Origin of the sequence: Psychrobacter cibarius, from assembly GCF_904845955.1 — a bacterium.
Taxonomy (GTDB): Bacteria; Pseudomonadota; Gammaproteobacteria; order Pseudomonadales; family Moraxellaceae; genus Psychrobacter; species Psychrobacter cibarius_B.
Genome location: NZ_CAJGYX010000003.1, coordinates 281,824 through 298,990 on the forward strand (window position 1 = coordinate 281,824; position 17,167 = coordinate 298,990).

Consider the following 17,167-nt stretch of genomic DNA (forward strand, 5'->3'; position numbering starts at 1 on the left):
CAACAATGAAAGGCAAGCAAGAGACAGCTATAGCAGAGATTTTAATACGCTGTAACTGCTAGAAATGTACTACACGATAGTCAGCATTAACATAACGCTCACTCTACAATTTCTATCGATGTACCAACCTTAACTGCCGCCATAATCTCATCCATCTCATTATCAGTGACCGCAATGCAACCATCGGTCCAATCACGTTGTTGGTTAATCCACGCTAGATGACCGAAGCCGTTCATCTGCCCATGAATCATAATATCGCCACCAGGATGGACGCTGCGTGATCGTGCCCGAGCTTTGTCCGCAGCATTGGGGTAGCTTATATGGATGGAGCGATGGGCAATAGAGTTCTCATTCTTATAATCTAAGATGTACACCCCCACGGGTGTGCGCTCATCGCCTTGCTGCTGTTTATGACCAACCGGACTATCCCCTAGCGCAATACGATAAGACTTAATGACTTTATCACCACTCAATAGCTGCAAAATACGATCGGATTTATCGACAAAAACTTTATCGATAACCACCGTACTAGAAATAGGCTGACCATTATTGCCTGTAATTTTTGCATCCGAGGAGGTTGTTTTGACATACCCTATCGCACTGGTGCTCATAATGGTGGTCAGTCCCAGTCCTATCACAACAAACAATCGACGCGGCTTTTTACTAAAATGTAGAGAAAGAAATGACATAGGCTTTAATAACTCCGTTTAGCGTTATAAAGTGAAATGGCAACATACCACGCTATTAACTTACCAAAGCACTATGCCAGTTTTTGTGAAAATTTCATGGATAACATTAGGGCGTGTCCTCACTTCAATCGTTTACTTTCTAAATGGCCTAAAAATAGCTAAATTTTGCCAAACATCGTCAAATAGCTTATTAATATCTCGATATTATTTGCGCTACTTTCCTTGTTTGACAGCAATTTATCTCATTTTTATCACCATTTTAAAATGAGGACACACCCTAGGATCTTTTGAACATAAAAACTTCGTTAATACCATTACACCATACGAATCGCGCCATCTAAGCGAATGACTTCTCCATTGAGATAGGCATTATCAATGGTATGCATGACCAACTTGGCAAACTCATTGGGGGTGCCCAGACGCTTAGGATAAGGTACGCCCGCCTCTAGTTGTTCGCGTGCTTTTTCAGGAATGGTCTCCATCATCGGTGTGGCAAAGACGCCCGGCGCGATAGTCATGACGCGAATACCATGACGTGCCAGCTCACGTGCTAGCGGCAAGGTCAGACCGACGACCCCCGCTTTAGACGATGAATAGCTTGCTTGTCCTACTTGCCCATCGAAAGCGGCAATAGAAGCCGTATTAATAATGACGCCATTATCAGCGTTCTTCTCTATGGAGCTGTCTGCGTTATTGGCATTTGCTACACGCTTTGCAATACTGGCTGCGACCAAACGCGCGACATTAAAGGAACCGACAAGATTAATATTGACGCCGCGACTAAAAGCATCGAGATCTGCTGGGTTATTATCACGGTCCAGCAGCTTTTGTACCACAGCGATGCCCGCACAGTTGATAGATCCTTGTAAGCCGCCAAATTCTTTTTCAGCCGTATCCACAGCGGCTTGCACCTCATCACCACTGGTCACATCACAGCGTGTAAAGCGAACTTTATCGCCTAGTTCCGCTACCAACGCTTGACCAGCTGATTCATTAAGATCTGCGATGACGACGTTACCGCCTTGATTGACAATAGCGCGAACCACTGCCTCTCCCAAACCTGATGCACCGCCTGTGACCAAAAAGCTCTGTTGTTCAATGTGCATAATTATTCCTTTTATTAATGTTTTTACTGTTATTTTTATCAGTCATCGATTTTTATCTTAACCTGACGATATGAGTGCATTGCTTTATTAAGCCGCAGACAAACTGCGCAGCAAAAAGCGCTGAATTTTACCACTTGGGGTTTTTGGTAACTCTTTTACAAACTCAACCTCACGTGGATAAGCGTGAGTTGATAAACGTCTGCGCACCAAATCTTGAATCTCTTTGGCAATCTCGTCCGTGCCTTCGATACCGTCTTTTAGTACCACATACGACTTAATGGTATGACCACGCACTTCGTCTGGCACTCCAACTGCCGCTGACTCTGCGACTGCCTCATGCTCCAGCACGGTATTTTCAACATCGGTTGGTCCAACGCGATAACCTGCGGTAATGATAATGTCGTCATCACGCCCTGAAAACCAATAGCTGCCATCACTGTGGCGCTCAACCACGTCGCCTGTTAAATAGTAATCATCAGCGAAAGCGTCTTTTTCGTTCCAGCTATAACCGCGGAAATAAAACGCGGGCGATTGACTGACCACTACGGCAAGCTGTCCTTGTTCGCCATCAGCCAATATATTCATATCATCATCTAACACTACCAATGTGTGCCCCGGTAGCGCCATGCCCATCGAGCCAACTGGACATTCATGTGCCAATGCATGATGCTCACAGCAAGTCATCCCTGTCTCGGTCTGCCCGTACTGATCGCAGACCTTACAGTTTAAATAGGTTTCAACCCAATTGACCACTTCGGTATTTAAGGTTTCGCCTGCTGAATTGGCACAGCGCAGTGATAGTTTAGCCTCATTATCATTACTATTGTCATTGTGAGCAGCTTCAAACACGCCACTCGATTTCATCATCCGAAACGCTGTCGGTGAGGAGGCTAAATTACTAATCTTATGACGTACCATAAAGTCGCGAGTATTTTGTGCATCAAAGCCCGCTTCATTAAAATACGTTGTTACCCCTAATAACAAAGGTCCTGTAATCGCATAATAAAGACCGTATGCCCAGCCTGGATCAGCCATGTTCCAGTAATTATCATCCGCTCGCAAGTCAATCGCATAGCGCATGTAGAGATAAAACGTTGAGAGCGCACTTAGCGGCACACTAACGCCTTTTGATTTGCCAACCGTACCCGAGGTAAACATTTGCAGAAAGGGTGCATCGGTACCTAATGAAACCGCGTCTACCGTTTGCGACTGCGTTGCGACCTTTTCAGCGTAGCTATCATCACCCCAGCTTTGCGCATCTACTTTGCTGCCAACCAGCACCATTTTGGTTTGCTTCGCTAAGTCGTCAAACTTGCCACGATTTTCTTGATTGGTAAAAACCACTTTGGTATTGGCTTTGTCCATCCGATACTTAATCGAATCATAGCCAAAGGCGGTAAATAACGGCTGATAAACCGCGCCGATCCGCCAAGTCGCGAGTACAATGGTGAGCAGCTCAGGAGTGCGAGGTAACATGGTCGCTACTTGGTCACCAACTTGTACGCCATAAGACAACAATAAATTGGCGACTTGTGCGCTTGCCTTATCAAGCTCAGCAAAGCTCATGCGCGTTACATTGCCCGACGTATCTTCATGCACCAGTGCAATATTATCACCGCGACCATCACGCACATGACGACCGCAACACGCCATATAAGCATTCAAGCGATCGTCTAAATGCTCGCCAAATATTTCTGTCAATAGCGCGTTCATATCAAAATTATGATAGTAATCGCTGTAGCTCATTGGCAGGTGGGCAGTATGATTTGAAGTGGTATTTACAACTGATGGGTCTGAAGAAGAGGTGTTCATAAGCTAATCCTTTAGCAATAGCAGGTGACGGACGAAATAAGAGAATTGTCAGCAGAAAAACAGGCATATCCTAGCAACTGTTTTTTCTGCTTGTTCGCACATATCAATGTGCATAGACTCTATTAGTAACGCATTTTAATATTTATTTCAATACATAACGTATCATTTTTATAATTCAATCACAAACTCTTGATGGAACTTCATTTCAAAGCACTCAGCAGCCACTTAAAAATCCCAGCAGCGCCTTTTCTTCATAACTTTGATGCTGTTTAGTACGACCACGGCGCGCTTGTTTATAAGGTTCAAAGAACTGCCCCGCCAAAAAGTGCTCTATAATAATGGGATTAATATAAGAAGATCGGCAGACAGCAGACGTATTGCCCAGCTCATCAGCGACACTTTTTACCATATCAGTCACCAGTTGCTGACGCTCTTTACTATCAGGTTCACTGGCTAATATTGCTTTGCCCTGAGCGCTCTGTAGCTCATCATGCAGGTAACTGGCGGCAAGGACACTGGCCATCCAAGTACGAAAGTCCTTTGCGCTATATAAGTTACCGCTATGCATCTCACTGTCACGACTATGACTATGACTATGACTATGACTATGACTATGACTATGACCGCTAGTATGCATGCGTAGATAGTCATTGATATCGCTACTGTCGACGACTTGCTTGTGACCATCGTCATCTAAATATTTAAAAATCCGATAACCAGGTAGCTCAGAACAGGCTTGTACAATGTCAATCAAGCGCTCATCTTGCAACTCTATATGATGCTCTTTGGCACTCTTACCGACGAAATCAAACGCCAGTCCGTTATCAGTTTCGCTCACGTGCTTACTGCGTAGAGTACTCAAACCATAGCTTTTATTGAGCTTGGCATAGCGGCTGTTACCGATACGAATCAAGGTTGTTTCTAATAGTTTGACCACTGCTGATAAGACATTTTCACGGGATAATGATTTAGCTTTCAAGTCCTTTTCGACTTGTGCACGTAGATTCGGCAATGCTCTAGCGAAGCCTATCATGGCATCGAACTTGGCTTGGTCACGTACGCGATCCCACTCAGGGTGATATAAGTATTGTTTTCGTGCTTTGTCATCGCGCCCCGTCGATTGCAAGTGCCCTTTATCATCTTGGCATATCCAAACCTCTGACCACATCGGCGGTATCACTAGCGCATCAAAACGCTGTCGCAACGCTTTGTCTTTGACCGTTTTGCCTGTGGCATCCTTATAAGTAAACCCGCGCCCCCAACGCCTACGCGTAAACCCAAGCTCATCATCACTGACATAGCGCAGATTAGCAAGGCGCGCGAGTTTTTCATAATCATGGCGTATGTCTTGCGTGGTTGTTTGGTCATTTAGCGTCGCCATAATACATACTCGATTGATAAAATAGTCGTTTTAGCATAATGAATTGTGATGGTTTTTGCTGTTTATTTGCCACGAGCAAAGTGTAATTGATGTGTAAAAAAACACGCTTAAAAGGGTTCTAAATAATGAGATTATGAGCCATAATTTGACAACAATAACAATTTAATTTGAATAAAACACAATGAAAAATACTTCTATAAAGATAGCAGCATTATCTAAAGGCGATTACGGATTTTGGTTACATTTGTGGCAAAACTATCTAAAATTTTATGAGATCAGTTTGCCATCAATTACCACCCAAAACACGTGGCACAGTTTGCTCGATAGTAACGTGCCGATTTATGGTTTTGGTGCTTGGCAGGATGATAAGTTGGTAGGTATCACCCATGTGGTGCTACACCCCAATACTTGGAATACCACTGAATGCTGTTATTTAGAAGATTTATACGTCAATGAACAGGTACGCGGACAAGGCGTAGGACGAGTACTGATTGAAAAGGTGTATGAGTTCGCTCATAGTAAAAACTGCAACCGTGTGTATTGGACGGCACAAGAGGGCAATACCACGGCGCGCAAACTCTATGACGCAATCGCCACTCAAACAGACATGGTGCAATATCGTAAAAACCTATGATTTGTACTACCTGTCTTATGATTTACAATGAATGAGCAAATAAAAAACGCCAAGAGTTAAACACTTGGCGTTAATCTGTTGACTACTACTCTAAAAATACTTATTTACCATAAACACATAAATAAGCCGTTTCTACTGCCACTTTTACTTGAAACTTCTGATTGGCTTCAACGGTAAATTGCTCACCTGCATTAAAGGTTTGCCATTCATCACTTTCTGGCAATTTGACCGTCAATGCACCACTGACCACACTCATGGTTTCAAATTCGCTGGTGCCAAATTCGTACTCGCCAATTTCCATCACCCCAACTGTTGCAGGCTTAGTTGCCGTTTGAAAGGCAATAGAAGTGACTTTATTATCAAAATAACTGTTAACGCTTGGCATAATTTTCCTTAATTAAATATTAGGGCGTGTCTTCATTTTAAAAATGGTGATAAAAATGAGATAAGTTGCCGTCAAACAAGAAAAATAGTGCAGATAATATCGGGATATTAACAAGCTATTTGACGATGTTTGGCAAGACTTAGCCATTTTCAACCTATTTAGATTACCATCGATTGAATTGAATACACGCCCTGGTTACTATTTTATTTTACAATCCCGCTTTTAGACTCGCTTCGATAAATTGATCGAGGTCGCCATCGAGTACCGCACCAGTATTAAAGGTTTCAACGCCAGTACGCAAGTCTTTGATACGTGAATCATCGAGTACATAAGAGCGAATTTGACTGCCCCAACCGACGTCTGACTTGCCATCCTCGACCGCTTGCTGAGATTCCATGCGTTTTTGCATTTCAAGCTCATAAAGCTTAGCACGCAGCAACTTCATCGCCGTCGCTTTGTTCCCATGCTGGCTACGCTCGTTCTGACAAGTGACCACCACGCCACTTGGCTCGTGGGTGATACGTACCGCAGAATCGGTCGTGTTCACATGCTGACCACCCGCACCCGATGAGCGATAAGTATCGATACGCAAATCTGCTGGATTGATATCAATCTCGATATTATCATCAATTTCAGGCGACACAAAAACGGCAGCAAACGAGGTATGACGACCGTTATTGCTATCAAATGGTGATTTACGGACTAAGCGATGCACGCCGATTTCGGCACGTAACCAACCAAAAGCGTAATCCCCTTTAATCTCAATCGTTGCTGATTTAATACCGGCCACGCTACCAGAAGACACTTCAATAACTTCAACTTTGAAGCCATGCGATTCCGCCCAGCGGGTATACATACGCAACAGCATCTCTGCCCAATCTTGCGCTTCGGTGCCACCACTACCCGACTGGATATCCAAGTAGCAGTTATTAGGATCCATCTCACCGCTAAACATCCGGCGGAACTCTAAATCCGCGACGCGTTTCTCCGCATTGTCGAGCTCTGCTTGCACATCCGCCAGCAAGGATTCATCCTCTGCTTCTACCGCCAGCTCCAGCATGGCAGACGCATCTTCTAATGTGCTCTCAAGCGACACCACAACATCGATGACACCATCAAGCTGGCTTTTTTCTTTATTAATCTTAGTCGCACGCTCTGGATCGTTCCATAGCTCGGGGTTTTCTAATTCTAAATTGACTTCTTCTAGGCGCTCTTGCTTACCATCGAAGTCAAAGATACCTCCGAAGATCCTGCCCACGCTCTGATAAATCTTTGATTCGTTCTTGATACGGATTGATTTCCATAAAGTTTCCTGTCTTTTTAAATAAATATCTCACTGATATGGCGCTATTTTAAATGAGATGGACGATAAATAGTTGGCTAATTATGACTGGCTTTATATTAAATAACGTTAAACGGCCTAAATCGACCAATCCTCAACTGCCCAGCGATGCGCTAAAGCATGCGCATGTAGCGCCTCATCGGGTGACACACAAATAGCCACATCCGCCCACTCAAGCAATGGAATGTCATTTTTGGAATCTGAATAGGCATAAGTTTTATCAAAAGTTGTGCCTGCTGATTGCTGCTTCTCTAGCCATTTATTCAGATGGTAAATTTTACCTTCTTTAAAGTTTGGCTTGTCGGTAAGTTTACCCGTATAGCGCTCATTTTTTATCTCAAGCGGTGTCGATAGCACATTGGCACCTTCGATACCAAAACGCTTGGCGATAGCCGAAACCACAAAATCATTGGTCGCAGAAATAATCACTACCTCATGACCTTTTTCAACATGCTGACAGAGCACTTCCATCGCTTTTGGGCGTATGTGCGGCTCAATTTCACTTTTAATATAGTCTTCTCGTAGCTCATGCAATCTATCCATCGGCAAGCTACTCAAAAACTGCGCCACAAATTCATTATATTCCGTCGCATCAAGCGTACCTTCGATATAGTCTTGGTAAAACTTTTGATTGGCCGTGCGATATTGCGCTTCATCGACGAGGTCGTGTTTGACGATATACTCGCCCCATAAATAGTCGCTATCGACGTCGAGCAAAGTATGATCTAAATCAAAAAGTGCCAGCTCTTTTGGAAAAATTTGTGCTTGTGTTGCCTGCATAATGAGACCTTATTATTGTTTGTTGAAAGATAGAAATACAACTGGTTTTTAATAACTTCCGCTTTGGAGATAGATATTTATATGAAAAATTTCTCAATAATTTTTCGTGAATGCTACTGTTTACCAAACAAAATTATGGTAACTTTATTTATATAACTTGTGGTTAGGGTGTGTCCTCAATCTGAACGAAAGTGCCTAAAAAGTGCCTAAATGGTCTAAAAATGGTGACACGCCCTAGTATCTGTTTTGCTTACTTCATCATAAAAATAGAGAATCGCATGGAAGCGCCTGATGTCAAAACTGTCTTGCCAAGTAAAACGCGTCGCCCTGCCCGTTCGATCAGAGAAATCAGACAACGTCAGCTGGGTAAAAGCTATCAATCACCTTTCGACCGTATACTGTATGCGCTCTTAAATGGTGTCATGTACGGAGTTGGTGGTTTACTGATCGATCTTGCCATTGTTGTCATTCGCTCAATAGCTGGTATAGGTAATGGCGACGTTTTTTGGTTATTCACCCCATTTATGTTGGTCGTGGGCGCAATCATGGGTTTTATCGTTGGTAAAAATGCTGGCGCTGAGAGCGTCAATGCGCTCAACATCAACGAAACAGCCAATCATAACGCTTACCTTAATGACTACTCTATACGCCACGATATTTTTCGCGGACTGATTATTGGCATCATCATTTTTGCCATTATTTGGCTGGTCATGATGCTGATGGTATAAAGCTTCTCTATGTAAAAAACGTTTGCATGATGTATATAAAAACGATAGATCAATACCAGACAGTTCGCGGATGCTTTATAAATTTCTGCTTAATCAGGCATGGCTACTTCTGTTAAGCCCGTTTTAAATTTTTGACAACGCTCCGCATAATGCATCGCTGATAATTTCAACATCGCTGCTTGCTCGTCCGTTAAGGTTTTGACCACCTTCGCAGGCGCACCCATGACGAGTGAGTTATCTGGAATCTCTTTGCCTTCAGTGACCAATGCCTTGGCACCAATAATGCAATTTTTACCAATTTTGGCATTGTTTAATACCACTGCGCCAATACCAATCAAACTGTTATCACCGACTTCGCAGCCGTGCAGCATCGCTAAATGACCAATGGTGACATAGTTGCCGATTTTGACCTCAATGCCTGCATCAGTATGAATGACGCTGTTTTCTTGCACATTACTATAATCGCCGATATGAATGCGTTCATTGTCACCGCGAATCACTGCCCCAAACCACACGTTAGCTTGATGACCCAAATAGACATCACCTATCACTCGTGCTGAGTCTGCGACCCAACCATTAAAAGGTACCGCAAATTCGGGCACCTTGTCTAAATATTGATAAATCATAACGGCTCCTTGTTATATTAATAGTAATGAAATAGGTCAATCATGAAAATTAGTCATGAAAATTAGTCATGAAAACTAATCATGAAAACCAATCATGAAAACCAGATATCTCGATTTGCTGTCCATTGTGGCAAAGCCAAAAGGGAAAATCCAGCGCTATTAACGGCTAATAATTAAAGGCATACTTTTCAATCTAAAAATCGGCTGGCTATCTGCGGGCAGATTGTATATAATGCGCAAAATCTGTGCCTAAGCGAGCGGACATGATGCAAGTTACCTATTCACTATCTAGTGGGTTTTGTAGTTTCCATCAATAATGTCTTCTCGCTTTTTTGTGGAAAAATTTTGGGTTTAGGTGTTTTTTAGTATCCATTAATAGCAATTTTTGCGATACAAAAAAGCCATTTCTAATCTGAAATTTAATCATAAAAAATTATGGCACTCACCAATAACAGCGGAGGCAAACCTTGAATTCATCGGCAGAAATACAAGCAATTTTGGCATTAGCAGACGGTACGATTTTTCGCGGTGTGAGTATCGGCAGTCTCGGTCATCGTGTCGGTGAGGTGGTGTTTAATACAGCCATGACAGGGTACCAAGAAATCCTAACCGACCCAAGTTATGCGCGCCAGCTGGTCACCCTAACCTATCCGCACATCGGCAATACTGGTACCAATAGCGAGGACACTGAGTCTGGCAATGGTCATCAGGTATGGGCAGACGGTCTTATCATCCGTGATGCAACGATGGTTACCTCAAACTTCCGTAACTCAGAATCATTAAGCGACTATTTATCACGTAACGATACCGTTGCAATCGCTGAGATTGATACCCGTCAATTGACCCGCCTACTACGTGATAAAGGCGCACAAAATGGCTGTATTATGACCGCATCCAACGGCGAAACAATCAGCGCTGCTGACGAGCAACAAGCCATCAAATTGGCACAAGAGTTTGCTGGTATCGAAGGCATGGACTTGGCAAAAGAATGCTGCACGAAAGAGCGCTTCGAATGGACAGCAGGTACGTGGGATTTATCAGATACCCTACTTAACCGTGATGCCATTGGCAGTCATGATAGCGGTACAGGCGGATTTTTCAAGCAACTAGGCACGCATATCGAAGCAAAATACAATGTCGTCGCTTATGACTTCGGTAGCAAAACCAATATCCTGCGTATGTTGGTTGACCGCGGCTGTCATGTAACCGTCGTTCCTGCACAAACGCCTATCGCAGATGTGCTGGCGATGAACCCAGATGGTATCTTTTTATCAAACGGTCCTGGCGACCCTGCAGCCTGCGACTATGCTATCGATGCCGTACGTCATATCATTGAAAAAACTGATGTGCCAACCTTTGGTATCTGCTTAGGTCATCAGCTGATTGGTCTAGCTAGCGGCGCAAACACCATTAAAATGAAAACCGGTCATCACGGCGCCAACCATCCAGTTCAAGATTTAGCGACTGGCACAGTTATGATTACCAGTCAAAATCATGGTTTCGCGGTTGATGAAGACACGCTGCCTGATAATGTTAAATCTACCCATCGCTCATTATTCGATGGTACTAACCAAGGTATCGAGCTGACCAACAAGCCAGTCTTTAGTTTCCAAGGTCACCCAGAAGCCAGCCCTGGTCCACATGACTGCGCGCCACTGTTTGATAAGTTTGCAGATATAATGGCAGCGGCTAAGGCTTAATCAGCTTTTAAGTATCAGTCATTAGCACACAGTAAGTATTCGTTATACAGCTTAGATCACGCATGATGGTTTAAGCTGAGCCACGCAAAATATCGTTTTATTGAAGTGTTGTTTTATTAAAATATAGCACTGTTCAAATACGAGTTTAGCCGAATATAAATCAATTAAAATATCATACTAACGAAGGTAGCCCTAACTATGCCAAAACGTATCGACATAAAAAGCATTCTTATCATAGGCGCAGGTCCTATCGTCATCGGTCAAGCATGTGAGTTTGATTATTCGGGTGCACAGGCCTGTAAAGCGCTAAAAGAAGAAGGCTATCGCGTCATCTTGGTCAACTCAAACCCTGCGACCATCATGACCGACCCTGCCATGGCTGATGCGACCTATATCGAGCCGATCACGTGGCAGACGGTTGAGCAAATCATCGCTAAAGAACGCCCTGACGCTATCTTGCCAACCATGGGCGGACAAACCGCTCTAAACTGTGCGTTGGAGCTGGATAAGCATGGCGTATTGACCAAATATAACTGCGAATTGATTGGCGCGACCAAAGACTCAATTGAGATGGCGGAAGACCGCAACTTATTTGATAAAGCCATGAAGCGTATTGGTCTTGAGTGTCCACGCGCTGAAACCGCTGAAACCATGGAAGAAGCATTTGCGACCCAAGAGAAAATGGGCTATCCATGCATCATTCGTCCGTCATTCACCATGGGCGGTTCAGGTGGTGGTATCGCCTATAACCGCGATGAGTTTATCGAGATTTGCGAGCGCGGCTTTGACTTATCGCCAAATCATCAGTTGCTAATCGATGAATCGCTAATCGGTTGGAAAGAGTATGAGATGGAAGTAGTTCGTGATAAAAACGACAACTGCATCATCATTTGTGCCATCGAAAACTTTGACCCGATGGGCGTACATACTGGCGATTCGATCACGGTTGCGCCAGCACAAACCTTGACGGATAAAGAATACCAAATCATGCGTAATGCCTCATTGGCAGTATTGCGTGAGATTGGTGTAGAAACCGGCGGCTCAAACGTTCAGTTCGGTATTAACCCTGATACTGGTCGTATGGTCGTCATCGAGATGAATCCACGTGTGTCACGCTCATCAGCATTGGCGTCAAAAGCCACTGGTTTCCCGATTGCCAAAATCGCAGCGAAACTGGCCATTGGTTATACGCTAGACGAATTGCAAAATGACATTACAGGTGGCAAAACGCCAGCCAGCTTTGAGCCATCGCTTGATTATGTGGTCACAAAAATTCCACGTTTTAACTTTGAAAAATTCCCACAAGCCGATAGTGTGTTATCTACACAAATGAAATCGGTTGGTGAAGTCATGGCGATTGGTCGTAACTTCCAAGAATCGATGCAAAAAGCCTTACGCGGTATGGAAACTGGCAATGACGGTTTTGATGAGCAAATTGACTTTGCTGCTATCAAAGACGGTAATCTGAGCATTGAAAAAGCACGAAGCGAGATTACCAATCGCTTAACTATTCCAACGCCTGAACGTATTTATTATATTGCCGATGCTTTCCGTATTGGCATGAGCGTCGATGAAGTATTCAACTTAACCAAAATCGATCCATGGTTCTTGGTACAAATCGAAGATATCGTGAAAACTGAAGCAACGGTGAAAGCATTGGGTTTTGGTGGTTTAACTGAGAAGAACTTACGCAGCTTTAAGCGTAAAGGTTTATCAGATTTGCATTTAGCAAAACTCCTTGGTGTCTCACAAAAGCAACTACGTAAAAAGCGTTGGGACTTAAACGTCTATCCAGTCTATAAGCGCGTCGATACCTGCGCGGCAGAATTTGCCACCAGCACCGCCTATATGTATTCAACCTATGATAGCGAATGTGAAGCTAACCCAACGAATAACAAGAAAATTATGGTTATTGGTGGCGGGCCTAACCGTATCGGTCAAGGTATCGAGTTTGACTATTGCTGTGTCCACGCAGCCCTTGCTATGCGCGAAGATGGCTACGAGACCATCATGGTCAACTGTAACCCTGAAACGGTTTCAACCGATTATGACACTTCTGACCGTTTATATTTTGAGCCAATCACGTTAGAGGACGTGTTAGAAATCGTCCGTATCGAAAATCCTGATGGTGTGATTGTACAGTTTGGTGGTCAAACGCCATTGAAACTAGCCCGTGCTCTTGAAGCTGCTGGCGTAAAAATCATTGGTACTAGCCCAGATGCGATTGACCGCGCAGAAGACCGCGAACGCTTCCAACATATGATTCAGCAATTGAACCTTATTCAACCAACCAATGCTTTAGCGACGAGCTTAGAAGATGGTTTGGTGAAAGCAAAAGACGTTGGTTATCCTCTAGTTGTACGCCCATCATATGTACTTGGTGGTCGCGCGATGGAAATTGTCTATAACGAAGACGAGCTAAGACACTACTTGCGTACGGCGGTACAAGCATCAAACGAAGCGCCCGTATTATTAGACCGCTTCTTAGATGATGCGATCGAAGTCGATGTCGACTGCGTTAGCGACGGTACAGACGTCGTGATTGGCGGTATCATGCAGCATATCGAACAAGCTGGCGTGCACTCTGGTGACTCAGCCTGTTCATTGCCGCCTTACTCATTGTCTGATGAGCTGTGTGATGTGATGCGCGCGCAAACGGTCGCCATGGCAAAAGAGCTTGGTGTTGTCGGCTTAATGAACGTACAGTTTGCCGTAAAAGGTGAAACAATTTATATCTTAGAAGTGAACCCTCGTGCTGCCCGTACCGTGCCGTTTGTCTCTAAATGCATCGGTACTTCTTTAGCGCAAATCGCGGCGCGCTGTATGGCTGGCACCTCATTGAAAGACCAAGGTTTTACCACTGAAATCGTTCCAGCATTTTTCGCGGTCAAAGAAGCAGTATTCCCGTTTGCGAAGTTCCCTGGTGTTGATCCAATCTTGAGCCCTGAGATGAAATCAACCGGTGAAGTGATGGGCGTCGGTAAAACCTTTGGCGAAGCATTTTATAAAGCCATTATCGGTAGTAATGAGCGTCTGCCAGGTCTACCGACCGAAGGCGAAACCAAAACTGTCTTTATCTCAGTACGTGATAGTGACAAAGCACAAATCGCCCCTATCGCTCGCCAGCTTGTCGACTTTGGTTTTAACATTGTATCAACCACTGGTACGCAAAAAATATTGAGCGACGCCGGTATTGAGTGCAAGCAAATCAATAAAGTTACCGAAGGTCGCCCGCACATCGTCGATGCCTTGAAAAATGGTAAAATCGACCTTATTATCAATACCACTGAAGGCAAACAGGCACAAGAGGATTCATTCTCTATCCGCCGTAGCGCCCTGCAAGGTAAAGTATTTTATGTGACGACCTTAGGGGCGGCAGACGCGGTTTGTAAATCTTATGCCATTGACCTACCGTTTGAGGTCTATAAGCTACAAGATTTGCACGAACAAGCAAAGACTATTGCTTAGCTCTATTGACTTAGCAGCATAATTTCAGTAGATTAAGCATAACGGCAACGCTCGTTTAACAGCGGATGCAAAACTTGTTATCAATTTTCATATAACAATAGGGCTTTAAAAAAACGTACGGCTTAAAAAAGCAGTACTTCAAAAAAATAAAGTTTTAAAAAGATAGACCTAAAAAGCATAGTGGCTAAACTGCGACTATGCTTTTTATTACGTAAGGTTAAAGTGCCTTGTTTGTCAGTGTATCCATGCTCACAGATAAGCGCGTGTTTAGTTGTTACGCAGTCTAAACCTCATTCTTTTTATATCTTCACATACTCATTGCAACAACACTGACACCATCTCACTATTCACTATTCACTAAGAGTAGGAGATGGTGTGGTGTTATTGGTTTAAGGAAAAAACATGCAACGTTATCCCATGACTCCGCAAGGACATGCGGCTCTAGAAGCCGAATTAAAACAGTTAAAAAGTATCGACCGTCCACGCATCACTGCTTCTATCGCTGAAGCTCGTGAACACGGCGATTTGAAAGAAAATGCTGAATATCATGCTGCTCGCGAACAGCAAGGTTTTTGTGAAGCGCGTATCCGTGATATCGAAGCCAAACTTGGCGGCGCGCAAGTGATTGATCCTGCAACATTGCCAAAAGATGGTCGTGTGATATTCGGCGTGAGCGTCGTTATCGAAAACATGGACACCGGAGAAGAAAAACAATACAAAATCGTTGGTGATGACGAAGCAGACTTTAAAGCGGGTAAAATCTCAGTCAATTCACCGATCGCACGTGGTTTGATTGGTAAGTCTGAAGGCGATGAAGCACGTATTGAAACGCCAAAAGGCGTGGTCGAATACGAAATCATGAAAGTGATTTACGACTAATTTTTCTTATTTGAGAAATATCTGGATAGAAAGCCTTTGATAGTAATTCTTTGATAGGCAATTCTTTGATAAACAAAAAGCTTTTGATGACAGCAGTATTTTAACGCGAATCAGCTGGAAATTTGCTTAGCAAATGAGCGTAGAAAGTAGTACACAACCTCATTATGAATAGAGCAGAAGTTACACAACGCTGCTTTTTTAGTCTGTTTGTTTTAGCGCATAATTGCTCGAGTATAGATGTTGAGCTTCGTGACTATTACAAGTGTCTCATGATAAGCATTAGACATCAGTGTTTAGCAACTGACTAAAATAATGATGGAGAGATAGTGAACGTTGGCTATCATTAGTATCTTTACCCTCGTTATTTGACATGGTTTACATGCTCATTTGACGGGGGTTTTTCTTTTCTAGGTGTTGTTTTCTAAGCGTTATTTTTTACGCTTTGCTTTCTGCTACTACATTAGCGGCTTTATTTACTGTTATTTTAAAGGAATCTATTATGACCATGCACATCGATATGCCAGCGTTACTGACTATAAATAAGAAGGCATTTACCCAGCACAGCCTCGTCAAAAAAAGCATGATAAGCACTTCTATTCCAACAATTTTAGCAGGCGCTTTATTGACGGTATCTACCGCACATGCTGCACCTGAAATCGCCATCACTTCGTCTGCTGGTAGTAGCACTACCGTCGTTGAGCAGTATTCTGACGGTAAAACTGCGACCATTACGGCGACACCACACGGCATCACCATGCAAGATGGCATGCCTTATGCTGTGACTCAAGTAACTAACGTTCCTCGCTATACGGTTCGCCAAGTCGCCAGTAATGGTGCGAGCAATACAGTCGTCACCCAAGGCAGCACCACGGTTACGAGCGTACCTGTGACCAACCAAGTCACTAATCAAACAAGCAAAGTTGATGTCATAGCTGTGCCGACGACTAGCGTGACGCAAGTATTGCCTGTGACGACGGCTACCCAATTGCCAGTCATCAATACGCCAACGACAACCGTAGTGACGAACCAACCTGCAACGACGCAAATAGTATCTACGTCTTTAGATGCTCTGCAACTGACCCCGACCTTTAGTACGCCTGACGTGGTGAATGCACAAACCAAAGTGATGAAAATATTAAAAAACAAAGATGGTCGTGAAGTGGCTGTACCTGCGAACCATATTGCACCTGGCGACATCATCGAATACCACACCACTTATACCAATACCACGGCACAACCCGTCACTGACATCAATGCCATGGTGTCACTACCAAATGGCGTGCAATTGGTATCATTGAATAGCCCACTACCAACGCTTGCGACAACAGGCGGCGACAGTTATCAGACTATCCAACAAGTGGGCAATACTGTAGTCATCACAGAAAATTACTCTGGACTCAAATGGAACTTGGTAGATCTTCCTGCTAACGCACCGCAAACGGTTGTTATACGTGCGAAGGTTCAGTAAAAATTAAATTTGAAAGTTTAGATTTGAAAGTATTGTTATTTAATAAATCTTAAAATTAATAAAAGGTCTTGCCGGCTAATTTCCTAGTCAGCAAGACCTTTTTGATGAGCGTACCTCATTCCTTAACAACCAACCTTTTGCTATAGTGCTATTAACTCAAAACAAATAT

General features: G+C 43.6%; 14 protein-coding genes. 6 read left to right on the plus strand and 8 right to left on the minus strand.

From position 1 onward, the window contains the following. Positions 1-98: 98 nt before the first annotated feature. The 4 genes from JMV76_RS07935 to JMV76_RS07950 all read right to left on the minus strand — a co-directional run bounded on the left by JMV76_RS07935 (position 99) and on the right by JMV76_RS07950 (position 4,988). A complete protein-coding gene (locus JMV76_RS07935) occupies positions 99-689 on the minus strand; it encodes a L,D-transpeptidase family protein (RefSeq protein WP_045451436.1) in 591 nt (196 codons plus the stop codon). Between the two features lie 314 nt (positions 690-1,003). Continuing rightward, entirely contained in the window at positions 1,004-1,795 is a 792-nt protein-coding gene (locus JMV76_RS07940; RefSeq protein ID WP_201502272.1) for an SDR family NAD(P)-dependent oxidoreductase, read from the minus strand. A gap of 87 nt (positions 1,796-1,882) precedes the next feature. Continuing rightward, on the minus strand, positions 1,883-3,607 hold the full coding sequence (locus tag JMV76_RS07945; RefSeq protein WP_201502273.1) for an AMP-binding protein: 1,725 nt from the start codon (positions 3,605-3,607) through the stop codon (positions 1,883-1,885). A 214-nt stretch (positions 3,608-3,821) separates the two neighbouring features. Then, the gene (locus JMV76_RS07950) at positions 3,822-4,988 is read right to left on the minus strand and encodes a DNA topoisomerase IB (RefSeq protein ID WP_201502274.1); all 1,167 of its coding nucleotides are present in this window, start codon (positions 4,986-4,988) and stop codon (positions 3,822-3,824) included. Positions 4,989-5,169: 181 nt separating this feature from the next. Here JMV76_RS07950 and JMV76_RS07955 point away from each other — a divergent pair, with 181 nt between their 5' ends. Next, the gene (locus tag JMV76_RS07955) at positions 5,170-5,622 is read left to right on the plus strand and encodes a GNAT family N-acetyltransferase (protein WP_201502275.1); all 453 of its coding nucleotides are present in this window, start codon (positions 5,170-5,172) and stop codon (positions 5,620-5,622) included. 100 nt (positions 5,623-5,722) lie between these two features. Here JMV76_RS07955 and ppnP read toward each other — a convergent pair whose 3' ends face one another. From ppnP to JMV76_RS07970, 3 genes are all read right to left on the minus strand, one after another. Continuing rightward, entirely contained in the window at positions 5,723-6,007 is a 285-nt protein-coding gene (gene ppnP / locus JMV76_RS07960; RefSeq protein ID WP_045445514.1) for a pyrimidine/purine nucleoside phosphorylase, read from the minus strand. Between the two features lie 208 nt (positions 6,008-6,215). Next, a protein-coding gene (gene prfB / locus JMV76_RS07965; protein WP_201502276.1) for a peptide chain release factor 2 occupies positions 6,216-7,311 on the minus strand; the annotation gives its coding sequence in 2 pieces (ribosomal slippage) (positions 6,216-7,238 and positions 7,240-7,311; 1,095 coding nt in all). A 116-nt stretch (positions 7,312-7,427) separates the two neighbouring features. After that, positions 7,428-8,129, minus strand: coding sequence for an HAD family hydrolase (locus tag JMV76_RS07970; RefSeq protein ID WP_201502277.1), 702 nt, complete (start codon positions 8,127-8,129; stop codon positions 7,428-7,430). Between the two features lie 221 nt (positions 8,130-8,350). Between JMV76_RS07970 and JMV76_RS07975 the strand changes: the two genes are divergently transcribed. Continuing rightward, positions 8,351-8,857, plus strand: coding sequence for a hypothetical protein (locus tag JMV76_RS07975; RefSeq protein ID WP_201502278.1), 507 nt, complete (start codon positions 8,351-8,353; stop codon positions 8,855-8,857). 89 nt (positions 8,858-8,946) lie between these two features. On the opposite strand, the gene JMV76_RS07980 is transcribed toward JMV76_RS07975, so the two are convergent. Continuing rightward, positions 8,947-9,483 carry a gamma carbonic anhydrase family protein gene (locus JMV76_RS07980; RefSeq protein WP_087813762.1) on the minus strand — a complete coding sequence of 179 codons (537 nt, stop codon included), beginning with the start codon at positions 9,481-9,483 and terminating at the stop codon, positions 8,947-8,949. 467 nt (positions 9,484-9,950) lie between these two features. Here JMV76_RS07980 and carA point away from each other — a divergent pair, with 467 nt between their 5' ends. The 4 genes from carA to JMV76_RS08000 all read left to right on the plus strand — a co-directional run bounded on the left by carA (position 9,951) and on the right by JMV76_RS08000 (position 16,998). Beyond that, positions 9,951-11,183, plus strand: coding sequence for a glutamine-hydrolyzing carbamoyl-phosphate synthase small subunit (gene carA, locus JMV76_RS07985; RefSeq protein WP_201502279.1), 1,233 nt, complete (start codon positions 9,951-9,953; stop codon positions 11,181-11,183). 198 nt (positions 11,184-11,381) lie between these two features. Further along, on the plus strand, positions 11,382-14,651 hold the full coding sequence (gene carB / locus JMV76_RS07990) for a carbamoyl-phosphate synthase large subunit (RefSeq protein ID WP_201502280.1): 3,270 nt from the start codon (positions 11,382-11,384) through the stop codon (positions 14,649-14,651). A gap of 402 nt (positions 14,652-15,053) precedes the next feature. Continuing rightward, a complete protein-coding gene (gene greA, locus JMV76_RS07995; protein WP_045445504.1) occupies positions 15,054-15,530 on the plus strand; it encodes a transcription elongation factor GreA in 477 nt (158 codons plus the stop codon). A gap of 499 nt (positions 15,531-16,029) precedes the next feature. Then, complete coding sequence (locus JMV76_RS08000) at positions 16,030-16,998, plus strand: hypothetical protein (protein ID WP_227690211.1); 969 nt, start codon at positions 16,030-16,032, stop codon at positions 16,996-16,998. The last annotated feature ends 169 nt before the right edge of the window (positions 16,999-17,167 follow it).

Bases quoted from the DNA above. Each gene is read 5' to 3' on its own strand.
- JMV76_RS07935 (WP_045451436.1), bottom strand. From the start codon at position 689: ATGTCATTTCTTTCTCTACATTTTAGTAAAAAGCCGCGTCGATTGTTT.
- JMV76_RS07940 (WP_201502272.1), bottom strand. From the start codon at position 1,795: ATGCACATTGAACAACAGAGCTTTTTGGTCACAGGCGGTGCATCAGGT.
- JMV76_RS07945 (WP_201502273.1), bottom strand. From the start codon at position 3,607: ATGAACACCTCTTCTTCAGACCCATCAGTTGTAAATACCACTTCAAAT.
- JMV76_RS07950 (WP_201502274.1), bottom strand. From the start codon at position 4,988: ATGGCGACGCTAAATGACCAAACAACCACGCAAGACATACGCCATGAT.
- JMV76_RS07955 (WP_201502275.1), top strand. From the start codon at position 5,170: ATGAAAAATACTTCTATAAAGATAGCAGCATTATCTAAAGGCGATTAC.
- ppnP (WP_045445514.1), bottom strand. From the start codon at position 6,007: ATGCCAAGCGTTAACAGTTATTTTGATAATAAAGTCACTTCTATTGCC.
- JMV76_RS07970 (WP_201502277.1), bottom strand. From the start codon at position 8,129: ATGCAGGCAACACAAGCACAAATTTTTCCAAAAGAGCTGGCACTTTTT.
- JMV76_RS07975 (WP_201502278.1), top strand. From the start codon at position 8,351: ATGGTGACACGCCCTAGTATCTGTTTTGCTTACTTCATCATAAAAATA.
- JMV76_RS07980 (WP_087813762.1), bottom strand. From the start codon at position 9,483: ATGATTTATCAATATTTAGACAAGGTGCCCGAATTTGCGGTACCTTTT.
- carB (WP_201502280.1), top strand. From the start codon at position 11,382: ATGCCAAAACGTATCGACATAAAAAGCATTCTTATCATAGGCGCAGGT.
- greA (WP_045445504.1), top strand. From the start codon at position 15,054: ATGCAACGTTATCCCATGACTCCGCAAGGACATGCGGCTCTAGAAGCC.
- JMV76_RS08000 (WP_227690211.1), top strand. From the start codon at position 16,030: ATGACCATGCACATCGATATGCCAGCGTTACTGACTATAAATAAGAAG.